The sequence below is a fragment of the Mesorhizobium sp. B2-6-1 genome, from assembly GCF_006440475.1.
In the GTDB taxonomy this organism is placed as follows: domain Bacteria; phylum Pseudomonadota; class Alphaproteobacteria; order Rhizobiales; family Rhizobiaceae; genus Mesorhizobium.
In genome coordinates this window covers 35,787-51,716 of sequence record NZ_VFUH01000022.1, presented here as the reverse complement: position 1 = coordinate 51,716, position 15,930 = coordinate 35,787, and the positions used below count along the sequence as shown (strand labels likewise).

Here is a 15,930-nt window from a genome sequence, read left to right as displayed (position 1 = left end):
AACGGGAGGTTGATCGAAATGAGGCTGTTAAAAAGACTGGGACTGGCCGCGTCGCTGACGCTTGCCACCGCCATGGGCGTTGGGATGGTTGTCGACCATGCCCAAGCGCAGGACAAGAAGTTCAAGATATATCTGTCGCTGAGCTACAGCGGCAATTCGTGGCAGTCGGAGGCCGCGAACATCGTCAAGGCGTTGGCGCAGACGCCGCCCTACGACAAGACGGTGGAGCTGAAGGAAGTCATCTCGGGAACCGACCCCCAGGCTCAGATCTCGGCCTATGAAAGCATGATACAGGCTGGCGCCGACGGCATCATCAGCTTCCCGATCTCGTCGACGGCGCTGAACCGCACGGTCCATCGCGGCTGCCAGAAGGGCGTGCTCTTCTTCATGTACGACGCCACGGTGACCGAGCCTTGCGCCTACAATGTCAGCTATATCACCGCAGGCTTCGGCGAGAACACCGCCCAGGCCTTGGTCAATATCCTGGGAGGCAAGGGCAAGATCTTCCTGAGCCGTGGCGTCCCGGGCAACTCGGTGGATAAGCGCCACACCGACGGCGCGATGCACATTTTCAACCAGTATCCCGGCATCAAGGTCGTCGCGGAATACTACTCCTACTGGGATGACCGCACCACACAGCAGGAGACGGCCAAGGCTCTCGCTGCGCATCCCGATGTTGACGGCATCTGGGCTCAGGCAGGCGAATATGGCGCCGTTCAAGCGCTGCTCGACAAGGGCAACAAACTGGTTCCGATGACCGGCGAGAACTCGGACGGTTTTCGTCTCGGACTGGCAGACCCGAAGATGCAAGGCATGGGTCTCAAGGGTGTGTCCGCCGGTTCGCCGCCTGCTACGTCAGGCTATGCCTTCAAGCTGATGATGGAGATCCTGACCAAGAAGCGCGACCTGAAGCCGATGAACATCGAGTACCCGCTGCCTTGGGTGCCAGCGGATCAAGTAAAACCCTGCAAAGGCGATACCTTCGCCGACGGGTGCAATGTTTTCCCGTCCGACAAGGTCCCGAGTTCCTTCGTCACCGAGGTCTTCAATCCCGATTTGCTGCCGGAACTGTCGCTGCAGTCGGCGCTCGAGGGCAAGCCAACACCAGGAGCGACCATTCAGGCATTGCCCGCGGACGTGAAGCAGGCGCCCGATGCGCCCGGCATCAACTGCTCGTCGTGCAAGGCTCCGGCCGACGAATACAAGCTCACCAAGATCGAGCCGACGGTAAAACCCTGACGATCAGCAATGCAACAGGTGGACGGCATCCTGCCGCCCACCTGATTCAACATAAGGATGAGAATATGCCGACTTTTCTGAAACGGGGCAGGGATCCCGAAGCTGTCGCCCAGAGCGATGCGGCCGTCCGGACGACCGTCGAGACGATCCTTGCCGACATAGAAAAGCGAGGCGATACCGCTGTCCGGGAGTTGTCGGAGCGTTTCGACAAATGGTCGCCGCCAAGCTTCCGGCTCAGCGACAGCGAGATCGAGCAGGCGATGTCCAAGGTGTCGGCAAGCGACATCGAGGATATTCGCTTCGCACAGGCCCAGGTTCGTAATTTCGCCGAGAAGCAGCGCGCCTGCCTCCAGGACCTCGAAGTGGAAACGCTTCCCGGCGTTGTCCTCGGCCACAAGAACATTCCCGTGGAAACAGTCGGCTGCTACGTGCCGGGCGGGAAATATCCGATGGTCGCCTCCGCGCATATGAGCGTGGTGACGGCCAAGGTCGCCGGGGTGAAGAAGATCATCGCCTGCGCGCCGCCATTCCAGGGCGGTCCGCATCCGGCTATCGTGGCCGCAATGCACATGGCCGGCGCGGACGAGATCTACGTTCTGGGCGGTGTGCAGGCCGTTGGCGCCATGGCGCTCGGAACCGAAACCATCGGGCGCGTCGACATGCTCGTCGGTCCTGGCAATGCCTTCGTCGCTGAGGCCAAGCGGCAATTGTACGGCCGTATCGGCATCGACCTGTTCGCCGGCCCGACCGAGACGCTGGTCATCGCCGACGACAGTGTCGACGGCGAGATCTGCGCGACCGATCTGCTCGGCCAGGCCGAGCACGGTCCGACCAGTCCCGCCGTGCTTCTGACAAATTCGGAGAAGCTCGCGCGCGACACCCTGACCGAGATCGAGCGGCAGCTGAAGGTCCTGCCGACCGCCGAGATCGCCGCCAAGGCATGGGCGGACTATGGCGAAGTGATCGTCTGCGCTTCCTATGAGGAGATGGTCGCTGAGGCCGACCGGATCGCATCCGAGCACGTCCAGGTCATGACGCGCGATCCGGACTACTTCCTCGACAACATGCACAATTACGGCGCTCTGTTTCTGGGAGCGCGTACGAATGTTGCCTATGGCGACAAGGTCATCGGCACCAACCATACGCTGCCGACCAAGAAGGCGGCCCGTTACACAGGCGGTTTGTGGGTTGGCAAGTTCATCAAGACCTGCACCTATCAGCGCGTTCTGACCGACGAAGCGAGCGCCATGATAGGCGAGTACTGTTCGCGCCTGTGTGTCCTCGAGGGATTCTATGGGCATGCCGAGCAGGCCAACATCCGGGTCCGCCGCTATGGAGGTCGCAACCAGGCCTAAGCCAGCGCGCCAACGGAGTTTTCATGTCGATCATCGCCCGCAACAAGAACAGCAAGCCCCGCCTGACCGTGAAGGATCTGGCGCGCGATCTCGGCATGTCTGTTTCGACCGTATCCAGGGCCTTTCACGCCGATGCCGTGATCGCCAAGAATACGCGGGACCTGGTGCTGAACCGTGCGAGGGAGATCGGCTATTCGCCGAACCCTTTCGCGCGCAGCCTCATCACCAAGAAGACGCGTATCGTGGGTATTGTCGTCGCGGACATCAAGAACCCGTTCTATCCGGAAGTGCTGACGCGGCTGACCACCGCCCTTCGTGCCATCGACATGAACGTGATGCTCGTCGCCGCCGACCAGTCGGGAGACGTCGACCAGGCGCTACGCCTGCTGCTCAACTACCAGCCAGATCTTGCCATCATCCTGGCGGCCACCCTGTCTTCGGCGGCCGCGCAGGAATGCCGTAGGGCCGGCACTCCGGTGATCTTTTTCAACCGACTCTCGGCCGACGACCACGCGTTCGGCATTTCCTGCGACAATATACTCGGCGGCCGCAGCATCGCCGACTATCTCGTCGATACCGGCCACCGGCGCCTGGCCTACATCGCCGCCTTGCCCGATGCCTCCACCAATGTCGCACGCCACAGGGGCTTCAGCGAACGCGCCGTCGAGCGTGGCCTCGCCGCGCCGATAGTTATCGAGGCAGGCCAGTTCAGCTATCACGCCGGCTACGAAGCGGCGCGCAAGCTGCGTGACCTGAAAGAGGTTCCCGACGGTGTCTTCTGCGCCAACGACATTCTCGCCATTGGCTTTCTCGACGGCGTGCGGCGAGAGCTGGCGCTCGGCGTGCCGGACGACATTTCGATCGTCGGCTTCGACGATATCGAGATGGCCCACTGGCCTTCGCACGGGCTGACGACCGTCCGGCAGCCCATTGACCAGATGCTCGAGGCCACGGTCAGCCTGGCGAAGGAATTGAGCACGAATTCCGGCCGGGAGCCGATCGTTCAACTAATCCCGCCCGGCGCGGTGATCGAGCGCGCGACGACGCGAAAAAGGCACCATGGCTGATATCCCGGGAAAGCGCTTCTTCGAGCGGGCGGTAAGCGTCCACCGCTATGACTGCGAGGTCGTCGCGGCGCCCCATGTCTCCGTCACCGGAAGCGAGGAACCCGTCGCCACCGTCAACGATGCCGCGTTGGCCGACGAAGCCATCGTCCGCTACGTCGTGGCAACCCGCCCCGTCTACGAAGGCCTGCGCCGGCTGATCGGCCAACTCGCTGGCCTGCTGGTCCTGGCTCAGGCCGGCGGACGCCGCGACGTGCTCGATCTGCCTGACATTCCGGTGGCCCGCGAACGGTGGACGGAGGTGGAGCAGCGGCTGGGCGCCTTGCACGCGCCGCATGGGCTCGAAAGCCATTGCGCGCGTCTGGGGGCCGCCCATGCAATGCTGGGCGAGGTCCTGGACGATTTCGGTTCGGCCCGACTGCGGCGCGACTGGCAGCAGGAGCTCGACCGGGCCGGGGAGAGGATCAAACGCGCCTACGCCGGGCTGCAGGCGGCGTCGGAACCGCGGGCCGGTATGACGCCGGTCGATTTCAATCACGCCTGCTGCAGCTGTGCGCAGCGTTGGCGACAACAGGGAGGAAGCAATGAGCCAATATTCGATCTGGGTGCTTGAGTACAGCTACGTCAGCAACTACCACAAGAGCGGCGTGCTCTACGGCGCCCACAACCAGGGTTACGTCAAGCTTCCCTACTGCTACGCGCTGATCAAGGGCAACGGTCGCGTTGCGATGGTCGATGTCGGCTACAACAACAAGGACTACGGCAAGCATCTCGCCGACAAATTTGGCGTCGAGAACTGGCACTCGCCCGAGGCCGTTCTTGGCGAAATCGGCCTCTCGCCAAAGAGCGTCGACACGGTTTTCGTCACGCACGCGCATTTCGACCATTTCGGCAATGTCGAGGACTTCCCGAATGCGACCTTCTACATCCAGGAGAGGGAGATCGCGAAGTGGGTCTGGGCGATGTCGCTGCCGGATCGCATGCGCTGGATGAACGTAGCCGTCGACCCGGGCGACATCGTGCGCGGCGTCGACCTGGCCCGTCAGAAGCGGTTGGTGACGATCGACGGAGCGAAACAGGACGTCCTGCCCGACATCGATCTCCATGCCGCCTTTGACAGCCATACCTACGGATCGATGTGGGTCACCGTGCGCAACGGCAAGGACGACACCTGGGTGCTGGCTGGCGATCTGGTCTACGTCTTCGATAACATCGAGGGCTCGGGAGCTGCCGTCGATATCGAGACGCTCTACGTTCCGGTGGGGCTTGCGGTCGGCAGCCAGACCAATCTCGTTCTCGCCACCGAGGAGATGATGAAGCAGGTGGGCCACGAGGCACGGCGGATCATTCCCATCCACGAAGAGCGGTTGAAGGACCGGTTCCCATCCCGCATCACTCAGGATGGCCTGCGGATCACCGAAATTTGCCTCGCGGACGGCGAGACGTCACGGGTGCAATGATGGATGCAATCCGCAAAGTCGCCATTGTCGGTGCCGGACTGGTCGGCCGTGGCTGGGCGATCGTCTTCGCCCGGGCCGGCCATGATGTGACCATCTATGACGGCAGCGCCGACATCCGCGCCGCGGTGCTCGACAAGATCCGGGCCAGCCTTGCCGATATGCAAGAGGCCGGGCTGGTAGATGCCGTCGATGCAGTCATGCGGCGGCTGAACGTTGTCGATACGCTGGAGGGTGCGGTAGCGGATGCCGACTACATCCAGGAGTCGGTGCTGGAAGTGCGCGACATCAAGGAGGCGGTCTGTCTGGAGATTGACCGGGCGATGCGGCCCGACGCGGTCGTAGGCAGCTCCAGCTCCGGCATTCCGGCCTCGGCCTTCACCGGGTCCTGTGCCAACCGCCGGCGTTTTCTCGTCGCTCATCCCGTCAATCCACCGCATTTGATCCCGTTGGTGGAACTGGTCCCGGCGCCCTGGACCGACGCGGAGGCCGTTGCGTGGCTGCGGGTGCAGATGGAGGCCGTAGGGCAGGCTGCCGTGATCGTGCGCAAGGAAGTCGAAGGGTTCGTCCTCAACCGGCTTCAGGGGGCATTGCTGAACGAAGCCTGGGCCCTGCTCGAGGAGGGCGTGGCAAGTGCCGCCGATATCGACCTTACGGTGTCGCATGGGCTCGGCTACCGGTGGTCCTTCATGGGGCCTTTCGAGACGATCGATCTGAATGCGCCCGGCGGGATCGCGGACTACGCGAGACGTCTGGGACCGCTCTACCATTCGATCGCCCTCGCCAGGCGCGATCCGGCCCCCTGGTCGGAAGGGCTGGTTGCCAAGGCCGAGGAAGCGCGCCGCGAAAAGTTGTCAGCATCCCAACTCGCCGAACGCAGCGCCTGGCGCGACCGCAATCTAATGGCGCTGGCCGCCCATAAGCGAAGCACCGGGGTTTGACACTCAGGAGACGGCCATGACAGCCACACTCACAGGCAAGGTTGCCCTGGTCACTGGAGCAACCGGCGGCATCGGCGCGCGGATCGTATCCAGGCTTGCTGCGGAAGGGGCTTCGGTTGTCATCGGCTACAACCGTTCGCGGCAGACGGCCGACGATCTGGTTTCGTCATTGGCGTACGGCGATCACTTCGTCGCCGAGGCGACCGTGACGGACAGCGATTGCCTCGCGCGCCTCGCTGGTCAGATCGAGAAAAGCTTTGGCCGGCTGGATGTCCTGGTCAATTGCGCCGGGACAACCCGCTTCGTGCCACATCCGGATCTCGACAGCCTGGACGATGAATTGATCGACCGCATCTTCAGCGTCAACGTGCGCGGTGTGATTGCTGCGACGCGGGCCATGCGGCCGCTGCTCGATCGCACCGGCAGCGGGGTTGTTGTCAACATCTCGTCGATCGCAGGGGTCACCGCCATGGGAAGCAACGTCGCCTATTGTGCGTCGAAAGCCGCTGTCGATAATCTGACCAAGTCGCTGGCGCGTGCCCTGGCCCCGAGAATCAGGGTCGTGTCGGTCTCGCCCGGCGTCGTCGACACCGACTTCATCAAGGGCCGTGACGAATCCTGGCGGGACGAACAGGCAAGCCGGACGCCGCTGGGGCGGCTGGGCACGCCCGACGATGTCGCCGAGGCGGTTTTGGCGGCTGCGACCCATCTCCGTTTCGTGACCGGCGTTATCATTCCGGTCGACGGCGGTCGGCCCCTGGCCTAGAGCCCGGGACAGGATCAGGTCGAACGGACCTCGTTTCTACGCGTGGCCGCCAATCATCGATCTGCGGTCAAGAAGTGCCCGCGCCCGCTGATCGATCTAATCCTCCAGCAGATAGCCTGTCCGGTGGGCGAGGGGCTTTTGGCCCACCACCTTGGCAATGACCTGATTGGCGGCGACAAGTTTCTTCAGCCTTCGCGTCACCACGAGCCCGTCGGTGCGCGCCCGTACCGTCACGCGCGCCTCGCGGCCCAGCGAAGAAGGCACGATGATGTCCGCGATCGGCTGTCCACAAGTGACGCGTTCACCCAGTTCGGCGCGGTAGACGATGACACCGAAAGCGGGCGTGCGAACCACATCGCACGCATCGAAGCCGGTGATCTCGCAAAGCGCGGCGGGCGGCAGGCCCGCTTGCCCCGCGACGTAGCCGCGGCGGCGAAGCACGTTGAGCAAGGCGGAAGCGTCAGCCGACGCCATCTCATCACTGATGTCGATGAAGCCGCGCAGTTCCACCGTCGCGGCGAGGCAGCCGATCGGGATCACCTTATCGGGAAGGGCAGCCGCAAGCCTGATCCAGGGCTCGACGCTTGCTTCGGCGAAGGTTGAGCCGCCCGACGAACCCTGTGAGAACACCGCCCGGCAACCGAGTTCCCGCGCAAGGTCGGACAATTCGGCCGAGATCTCGGGCCGCACGAACAGATGCATCAGCCCTTCGTCGTCGCAGTGCAGATCCAGCACAAGATCGGAATCGAAAGCCTCGCGTGCCAAGGCGGTGTAAAGGGAATCGACAGGCTGCCCTGCGCCGCGTTCGTCGAGAATTTCGCGAATCGTGCTGCGGATGAGCACCGTGTTGTCGTCGGCGCTGCTTCCGAGCCGATCGGCAAGTCGGATGGTCAATTCGCCGGCGACATCAGGCCATTTGCGGTTGAAATTCCGGCCGCTGGCCAGATCGTAACGCCCCAGATGATCGCCATTGACGAACTGCGCCAGGCCGAGCGGGTTGGCGTAGGGAACGACGACGATCTGGCCCCGGATTTCGCCGCGCGCGTCGGCGGCGTCAAGCTGCTCGACCAGATGGTGTAACACCAGCAGGCCGGGCGCTTCGTCGGCATGCAGCGCGGCATGTATGTAGGCTTTCGGGCGCGCGTCGGCGGCACCATACCGGATAATGCGCACGCTGTGTTGGCTGCCCGGCGTGCCGTTGGCAAGAGGAACATCGAGGATTTCACGAGACATTGGTGGCCCCGGCGAGCGCACGTTCCGATAGCGGGAAGTGGCAATTGAAGACATGGCGGGGATCTTCCCGGTCGGCTGCCCGGGACGGGAAGACGCTTTTGCAGATGCCCTGCGCATAGCGGCAGCGGGTGTGAAACTCGCAGCCCGTTGGGCGCGTCATCAGGCTCGGCACCTCGCCGCTGAGCTCGACCCTGTCGAGCACGGCGTCCGGGTCGGGTTCCGGATTGGCCGACAGCAGCGCCTCCGTATAGGGGTGGCGCGGCTGCGCGAATATCCGCTCGGTCGAGCCGACCTCGATGAAGCGGCCGAGATACATGATCGCCATGCGATCGGTCATGTGGCGCACGACATTGAGATTATGCGTGATGATGAGAATGGCGATGCCGAGTTCGCCCTGCAAACGTCCAAGCAGATTGAGGACTTCACCCTGAACGGACACGTCCAGTCCCGCGGTCGGCTCGTCGGCGATGATAAGATCGGGTTGCAATGCAAGGGCCCGCGCCACGCCGACGCGGCGCGCTTGGCCTCCGGAAAGCTGGTGTGGATATCGCCGCCCGAAATCGGCGGGCAGGCCGACCATGTTGAGCAGGCGTTCCGCTTCGGCGGCGGGGTCGCGGCCGGTAACGCCGTGAATGCGGAAAGGCTCCATCAGCAGTGAGCGTACAGTGAGTCGCGGCGACAGCGATCCGACCGGATCCTGGAACATCATCGCCATGCGCCGAAGATGCGGCTTGCGCTCCGTCGGGGCGAGGCCGTTCAGCACCTGACCATCGAAGCGTATCGTGCCGCCCGTTGGCGGCCGCAGGCCCATGATGGCGCGGGCGATGGTGGATTTTCCCGAACCGCTTTCACCGACGAGGCCGAGCGTTTCGCCCTTGCGGATCTCGAAGGAAACGCCGCAGACGGCGTCCACGAACGGGTTCTTAACGCCGCTGGCGAGCGCCTTCAGCGCGCCCATGGTGCGGAAGCGTACGCGAAGATCCTCGACAGAAAGCAGGGGGCTCATACCGGCGCCACCAGCGTGTCGTCGAGACGATGGCAACGTGCGGTGTGCGTTGCGCCGATAGCGCACGGGACAGGACTGTCATCCACGCACCGGGTAAAGGCTTGCGGGCAGCGCCGACGGAAGATGCAACCCGCCTGGGTACCGAGGAGGCTCGGCACCTCGCCTGGGATCGTCGGCAACTGGCGGGTGCGTTGCCGGATGCGTCCGGGATCACATTCGAGCAGCGCGCGCGTATAGGGATGCCCCGGTCGGCGGAAGATGTCGCGCACGGTGCCGTATTCGACCACCTCGCCCGCATACATGACCGCCACCCGGTCGCAGAGCTCGGCGACAGCGCCGAGGTGGTGAGAGACGAACAGGATCGAGCAGCCGATCTCCTTTTGCAGCTCTTTCAACAGATGGATGATCTGCACCTCCAGCGTCGCGTCGAGCGCTGTGGTCGGTTCGTCCGCGATGAGCAGCGCCGGCTTCACCAGCAGCGCCATGGCGATGCAGATACGCTGGCGCATTCCGCCGGAAAACTCGTGCGGATAGCCGCCGATGCGGCTCTCCGGGTCCGGAATGCCGACCCGATGAAGCATACCCAGGGCGCGCTGGCGCTTGGTCCGGTGCGAGCCGCCCTCGTGATGCTGGATATCGATCATCTGGCTTTCGATGCTGCGCACAGGGTTCAACGCCGTCATCGGATCCTGGAAGATCATCGACATGCGGTTGCCGAGTAAGCCGCGCCGCTCCGCCGGAGCCATGCCGAGCAGGTCGCGCCCCTCGAACAGGATGGCGCCGTTCACCATCTCGGCATTTTCCGCCAGCAGCCCCATCACGGCATAGGCGAGCGTCGATTTGCCCGAACCGCTTTCGCCGACGATGCCGACCACTTCGCCCGCCGGCACGTCGATATGGATATCGCGCAGTGCATGGGCGCGACCGCGCGGCGTGCCGAAATCGAGAGACAGACCACGGATCGCCAGAAGCGGGTCGCGGTTTGGAGAATGTCCTGCCTGAGCGCCGGGATTCATAGGTCTTTCCGAAGCTTGGGGTCGAAAATGTCGCGCAGCGCCTCGCCGAGGAAAGTGAAGCCCAGCGTGGTTATGACGATCGGGATGCCGCCGGCGATCACCAGCCACACCGTCTTGTGGATATAGCCATAGCCGTCACTGAGGATGGTTCCCCAGTCCGGCGTCGGCGGACGGACACCCATGCCTAGGAAGCTCATGCCGGCCTCCAGCGTGATGACCAGCGGAACATCCATGCTGACCAGGATCAGCAGCGGCCCGATCACATTGGGCAGCACGTGCACGGCAAGGATTCGCACGATGCCGGCGCCCATGGCGCGCTCCGCAGTGATGAACTCGCTCTCGCGCAGTGCGTGGGCCTGCGTGCGCACCACGCGCGCATAGATCGGCACGGACGTGATCGCGACGACGAAGATGACGCTGGCAAGGCTCGGCCCGAGCAGCGTCACCACTGCCAAGGCGAAGATGATAACCGGAAAGGAGCGGATCGTGTCGAAGACCAGCAGCAGCAGATTGTCCAGCCAGCGCGGACCGAAGGCGGCGATGAGGCCGAGCACAAGCCCTGCGCTGAGCGAGGCGCCCAACGAGACGAAGGCGACGAGCAGCGCGATCCTTCCGCCCATGACGACCCGCGAGAAGACATCGCGTCCCAACTGATCGGTGCCGAGAAGAAAATGCAAAGAGGGCGGCGCCAGCCGGGGCCCAACCATGATCTTGATCGGATCGTGAGGCACGATCCAGGTGGCGAAGACCGCAGTCGCCACCATCAGCACCACCAGCACGGCGCCCATCATGCCGAGCGGAGACTTGCGCAATTGCCGCAGGAACATGGTGGCCGCGCCCGGCCCGCGGCGTTCATCGACCGCCTCGCGAATGAGTTGAACTTCGGACACGCTACAAATTCTCGCGGATTCTTGGATCGAGCGCCGCGTTGACGAGGTCGGCGAGCGTCGTGGAGATGACGAACAGAACGGTGGTGACGAGGACCGTGCCCATGACGATCGGATAGTTGCGCGAGTCCACCGCCTTGACGATCAGCGCGCCGATGCCGGGCCGGGCGAAGACCACCTCGACGAAAACCGCCGCCGAGAGCAGGTGCGCCATGCCGACGCCGATGATCGTCACTGTCGGCACGATCGCGAGCGGCAGCGCGTAGCGCGCCACGATGCGCCGCTCTGAAAGGCCGAAGGAGCGCGCCATGCGAATGTGGTTCTCGCCAAGAATCTCCAGCATGGAGGCGCGCACGATGCGCGAGATGTAGCCCACCCAGCCGATACCGACGACGAAGGCTGGAAGGATGAGATGGACGAACCCGTCGCGGAAGCCTGAGCCGGCGCCGATGGCCGGCAGCCAGCGCAGGCCGACCGAGAAGATCAACAGCGCATAGATCGCCATGACGAAGGACGGGATGGCGATGGTTCCGACCGCGAATACACCCACGACCTTGTCGATCACGGAGTTGCGGCGCAGCGCCGAATAGCAGCCGAGCGGCACGCCGACGATAACGGCCCAGGCGATCGAAACCAGGATGAGTTCGATCGTGTAAGGCAATTGCTCGAAAACGATGGCCGCGACAGGGCGCTGGGTAAAGACATCGGTGCCGAGATTACCGTGCAGCAGCCCCCCGAAGAATGAGACGATCTGCACGGGCAGCGGCTTGTCGAGGCCCATTTCCTCGCGCAATTGCGCCTTCAGTTCCGGCGTCGCACGCGGTCCGAGCAGGACCGCGGCGGGATCGCCGGGAACGGCCTGGATCATCAGGAACAGCAGCGTGACGGCAACGACGACAATTGCCGCCGCCAGCACGATACGCTTGCCAAGATATAACCACATGTTTTGACTCAGCCTGTCCCAGCGACCGCGTCAGAGCGGTTCAGCGTTTGATAGAATCGCCGACCCGCTCTAACCCTTTGTTTTTTCGCAATTCCGGACGGAAAACCGCTACGCACTTTTCCTAGAATGCCCTAGGCCGATTTCGGCTCAAAGCCGAGATAGAGTGGCCGCCCGTCTGGGCGCGTCTCGGCCTCGAGTTGCGTCGTTCGGTACATGATCGGCGAGCCTTCATGGGTGAGGAACCGGTAGGAGCCGGAATCTTCCATGATGTCCTGCATCTCATAATACATCTTGGCCCGTTCCTGCGGGTCTTCGACGGTTACCGCCTTGGCGTTGAGCTCGTCGAAGCGCTCGCTGCGGAAGCGCTCCCAGTTCCACACACCGACCTGGTCGCGCACGAAAAAGGTGGTGGCGTAATAGGGATCCGGCACCATCGAGAAACGCTGCACGATCAGCTGCATGTCCTTCCAACGTTCGCCTTCCGATTCCATGCCGATGGTCCAGAACGAACCGGAATCCTGAACATTGACCTCGACCGTGATGCCGATCTGCGACAGCTGCGCCTGGACCATTTCCGCGATCGTGGAGAAGGTGGTCACGTTGAGCGCGTCGATGGTGAGGCTGAGTTCGGTGATGCCGGCCTTCTCAAGATACTGCTTCGCCTTTTCGAGATCGCCCTCCGGCGGTACCAGCGCTTTTTCCCGGTGTCCCACCAAGCCCGGAGCGATAAGGCCGGTGGCGACCTGGGCCTGGCCTGAATAGGCCGCGTCCATGATCTGCGGCACATTGATGGCCCATTGAATCGCCTTGCGGACATTGACGTCCTTCAGCTTCGGATGGTCCGAGTTCATGCCGATATAGACATAGTAGAGCGAAGGCTTTTCTTCGATCTTGGTGTTTTCGGGCGGGCTGTCCTTCAACGTGGCCAGCGAATCGAGGCTGAAATCGGTGAAATCGATGTCGCCGGCCTGATAGGCGCGCTCGGCGGTCTTGATATCGCTCATCGGCAGGATATGAATTTCGTCGAAGCCCGGCCTGGGGCCTTTCCATTCGGGATTTCGGGTCAACAGGACGAGCTGGTTCGGCTTCCAGTCCGACAACACGTAGGGACCTGAATAGCAGGGCGGCTTCATGCCGAAATCGCCGCCATCGGCAACTGCCTTCGTCACCGCTTTTTTCGAGACGATGTGGCCGCAACCATAGGGAAGAGTGATGTTCCAGAGCGGCACGAAAGGCGTCTTGAGCACGATCACGCCCGTATGGTCGTCCTCGATCTCGATGCGGTCGAGCGGACCCCAGTCGCCCTTGACCGGAGAATTGTGCTGGATGACGCGCTCGAACGAGAACTTCACGTCCTCGGCGGTCATTTCGCCAAATCCGCCAGTGAAATTGATGCCCTTCTTCAGGCGGAAGCGGATGTGCGTCGGATCGATCTGCTCGACGGATTCGGCGGCCTCGAGTTCCCAGCCCCACTCCGAACCCGGTTTATAGCGCGTAAGCTTGGTGTAGATGCAGTTCATGACGTCGACATTGTACGCGTTCTGGTAGAAGCCAGGATCGAGCTTGTCGATATCGGAATAGGCGCGGGCCTTGAGCACCTTGCCTTCGGCCGCCCATACGGCCTGCGACAAGGGCAGGCCGGAGGCGATGATCCCCGCGCCGAGGCCGGCGCCTGCCTGCAGGAAATGCCTGCGATTCAATTTCATTCCATTCACGGTTTCGTTCCCCTTTCAACTGAGCGGGTTTCCCGGCGATTGCCGGGATCCCTCTTTTTGGTACCGCGCCGCCTGATGGGGCCGCGAGTTCGGACGGCGCATTCTTCAATTCAGCCGGCAAGCCGGTCAATTTCGCTGCCGACGCAGATGTGAGCGAGATTAGCGTCAGTTCGCGAATGTCACAGCAGGCGACGCTCTATCGCCTCGGTCCATTTCTGTTCGTGGACAAGCTCGTCGCCTTCCCATGCCTCGAGATGCGCCTCGACGTGGAAGTGCGATGGCGTCGCGGTCATGGTCGTTTCGGTCACAGAACGCATGCGCCAATCAGCGCGCGAAAATTCGAACTCCCATTTCGCCTCGGCCCTGGCCGACCCGAAATCGTCGCCGCGGAAGGAATAGCGTTCGCGGCCGAGCGAGGTAATGGTTAGGTCGTTGTCGACGATGCGATAGGTGCCGGCGCCTTCGCCGATCTCAACGACGGTCGAAGCGACTGCCAGATTCTCCGTGATCGTCCAATCCTTTTGCGGCTTTGAGATCGTCTCCACCCGTAAGGGCGGCGCCCCTTCGGGTTCGGCAAAAGGCGCCGGTGCCGGATCTCCGGCGCCCCCGACGCGGACCGGAAGTTCAAGGCGGCAATCCGCCGGATGGACGGTGAGCGTGACCGGCTCGGGCGAAGGCCAAGCGATCGGGAAGTAATTTGTCGAGATGGCAAGGCGTATGCGATGCCCCGCGCTGAAGCGCTGTGCTACGTGCTTGAAGGGGACAGAGGTGCGGTAGCGCCTTGCCGGTTCGAGCGGTTCGGGCCTCTCATGGCTATCGCGATGCGTCAGGTTCAAAAGGCCGTAGCTGACGCGCGTCGTCGCGCCATCGGGGGCGACATCCGAAAGACGGACGGCCACCATGGCGACGGGCCTGTCGCTTTCGAAGACAAGATCGAGCATTGCATCGCCGGCGATCTCAACATCGTGCGCCAGCTCTTGCGTCTCATAGACCAGACTGCCGGCATCGTCGCCGCGCTGGTCAGCCGGCTGGTCGCCGGGCACGGCATAGGAGCACCATTTGCCGCCGCGCAGGCCAACCGACAAGGGCGAGCGGACCGTCTGCGTTCCGGCCGCATCGTCTGCCCGGCGTAGGGACAGGCGCCCATTGCCGGAAAGGAAGAAGGACTGCCGCTCGATATTCGGCGATGGCCATGCCGGCTCCGTGACCCAGCGTCCGGCGCGCGTCTCGTAGGAAGTTTGCGGCGGGGCGCTATCCTGCATGAACAGGCGCAGCATCGGCTCGTCCATGATGCCGGTGTCACGGCCCTTCAGCCATTGATCCCACCAGCGGACGCATTCCTGCAGAAAGCCGATGGCAGGACCAGGCTTGCCGATATGGGGATAAGTGTGCGCCCATGGCCCGACCAGCCCCTTGCGCGGGCCCTGCAGCTTTTCCATCAGGCGGAAGACCGAGCGGCAATAACCATCGGCCCAGCCGCTGACGGCGTAGACCGGGCAGGTGATCGCGCCGAAATCCTCGCAGACCGAACCGTGTTTCCAGAACTTGTCGCGGTGCTGGTGCTCCAGCCAGTTCTTCAGCCATAGCCCGCTTTCCTTCAATCGACTGTGCCACAAAGCGCGCCAATTGTGCGGCTTGTTGCGTGGGTCGGGCGGCAGCGTGTTGCGCCCGAACATGATCGCCGCCCAGGAGAGATTGTCGATGAGCAGCGTGCCACCCATGTGGTGGACATCGTCGGCGTAGCGGTCGTCGGTCGAGGCGCAACTGATCACCGCCTTCAGCGCAGGCGGCCGCATGGCCGCGATCTGCAATCCGTTGAAGCCGCCCCAGGAGATGCCGATCATGCCGACGTTGCCGTCGCACCAGGGCTGGGAGGCCAGCCATTCGATGACCGAGCAGCCGTCGTCCAGCTCCTGCTGAAGGTACTCGTCGAGCATCAGCCCTTCGGAATCGCCGGTTCCGCGCAGGTCGACGCGCACCACTGCGTAGCCGTGGCCGGCCACGTAGGGGTGCATGACGACATCACGCGCGGCGGTCAGATCGTTCTTGCGATAGGGGATGTATTCCAGGATAGCCGGCACCGGCTTTTGTTCGGCACCCTCGGGGAGGCACATGCGCGCCGCAAGCCGGCAACCGTCCGGCATCGGAATCTCGAAATGGTCGACCGAGCGGATCGGATGGGGGAAGTTGGACACTGTGCGCATGACGAGGCCTCTGTTGGAGAGCGCCACTTTGGGCAAATCGGCGGTGCCGCACAATTTCGCGACCCTTCGCGACTTGACACTGTTCTGGCGTCAGTATGCATTAG

General features: G+C 63.2%; 14 protein-coding genes. 7 read left to right on the top strand and 7 right to left on the bottom strand.

Annotated features, from left to right (window positions below; genetic code table 11):
* The first annotated feature begins 18 nt into the window (after positions 1–18).
* The 7 genes from FJ443_RS29320 (at position 19) to FJ443_RS29290 (ending at position 6,822) form a co-directional block, all read left to right on the top strand.
* Positions 19–1,239, top strand: coding sequence for a sugar ABC transporter substrate-binding protein (locus FJ443_RS29320; RefSeq protein WP_224618028.1), 1,221 nt, complete (start codon positions 19–21; stop codon positions 1,237–1,239).
* A gap of 65 nt (positions 1,240–1,304) precedes the next feature.
* Positions 1,305–2,594, top strand: coding sequence for a histidinol dehydrogenase (gene hisD / locus FJ443_RS29315; RefSeq protein ID WP_140563985.1), 1,290 nt, complete (start codon positions 1,305–1,307; stop codon positions 2,592–2,594).
* 23 nt (positions 2,595–2,617) lie between these two features.
* Positions 2,618–3,661 (top strand): LacI family DNA-binding transcriptional regulator, encoded by a 1,044-nt coding sequence (locus tag FJ443_RS29310; protein ID WP_140496117.1) that lies wholly within the window; start codon positions 2,618–2,620, stop codon positions 3,659–3,661.
* Complete coding sequence (locus tag FJ443_RS29305) at positions 3,654–4,271, top strand: hypothetical protein (protein WP_140556173.1); 618 nt, start codon at positions 3,654–3,656, stop codon at positions 4,269–4,271. The genes FJ443_RS29310 and FJ443_RS29305 overlap by 8 nt, the downstream gene beginning before the upstream one ends.
* Positions 4,243–5,118, top strand: a complete 876-nt coding sequence (locus tag FJ443_RS29300; RefSeq protein WP_140666759.1) for an N-acyl homoserine lactonase family protein — start codon at positions 4,243–4,245, stop codon at positions 5,116–5,118. The genes FJ443_RS29305 and FJ443_RS29300 overlap by 29 nt, the downstream gene beginning before the upstream one ends.
* Entirely contained in the window at positions 5,115–6,056 is a 942-nt protein-coding gene (locus FJ443_RS29295; RefSeq protein WP_140522211.1) for a 3-hydroxyacyl-CoA dehydrogenase, read from the top strand. Before FJ443_RS29300 ends, FJ443_RS29295 begins: the two co-directional genes overlap by 4 nt.
* A gap of 16 nt (positions 6,057–6,072) precedes the next feature.
* A complete protein-coding gene (locus FJ443_RS29290; RefSeq protein WP_140556170.1) occupies positions 6,073–6,822 on the top strand; it encodes an SDR family oxidoreductase in 750 nt (249 codons plus the stop codon).
* Positions 6,823–6,918: 96 nt separating this feature from the next.
* Here the strand turns inward: FJ443_RS29290 and FJ443_RS29285 are convergent, their stop codons facing one another.
* From FJ443_RS29285 to FJ443_RS29255, 7 genes are all read right to left on the bottom strand, one after another.
* Positions 6,919–8,055 (bottom strand): succinylglutamate desuccinylase/aspartoacylase family protein, encoded by a 1,137-nt coding sequence (locus tag FJ443_RS29285; protein WP_181168601.1) that lies wholly within the window; start codon positions 8,053–8,055, stop codon positions 6,919–6,921.
* A complete protein-coding gene (locus FJ443_RS29280) occupies positions 8,045–9,061 on the bottom strand; it encodes an ABC transporter ATP-binding protein (protein ID WP_140522206.1) in 1,017 nt (338 codons plus the stop codon). Before FJ443_RS29280 ends, FJ443_RS29285 begins: the two co-directional genes overlap by 11 nt.
* Positions 9,058–10,077 carry an ABC transporter ATP-binding protein gene (locus tag FJ443_RS29275; RefSeq protein ID WP_140522204.1) on the bottom strand — a complete coding sequence of 340 codons (1,020 nt, stop codon included), beginning with the start codon at positions 10,075–10,077 and terminating at the stop codon, positions 9,058–9,060. Before FJ443_RS29275 ends, FJ443_RS29280 begins: the two co-directional genes overlap by 4 nt.
* Entirely contained in the window at positions 10,074–10,967 is an 894-nt protein-coding gene (locus tag FJ443_RS29270; RefSeq protein ID WP_224655834.1) for an ABC transporter permease, read from the bottom strand. Before FJ443_RS29270 ends, FJ443_RS29275 begins: the two co-directional genes overlap by 4 nt.
* Position 10,968: 1 nt before the next feature.
* Positions 10,969–11,907 (bottom strand): ABC transporter permease, encoded by a 939-nt coding sequence (locus tag FJ443_RS29265; protein WP_140666755.1) that lies wholly within the window; start codon positions 11,905–11,907, stop codon positions 10,969–10,971.
* A 131-nt stretch (positions 11,908–12,038) separates the two neighbouring features.
* A complete protein-coding gene (locus FJ443_RS29260) occupies positions 12,039–13,613 on the bottom strand; it encodes an ABC transporter substrate-binding protein (RefSeq protein WP_140666753.1) in 1,575 nt (524 codons plus the stop codon).
* A 188-nt stretch (positions 13,614–13,801) separates the two neighbouring features.
* Positions 13,802–15,826 (bottom strand): CocE/NonD family hydrolase, encoded by a 2,025-nt coding sequence (locus FJ443_RS29255; protein WP_140666751.1) that lies wholly within the window; start codon positions 15,824–15,826, stop codon positions 13,802–13,804.
* Positions 15,827–15,930 lie beyond the last annotated feature (104 nt).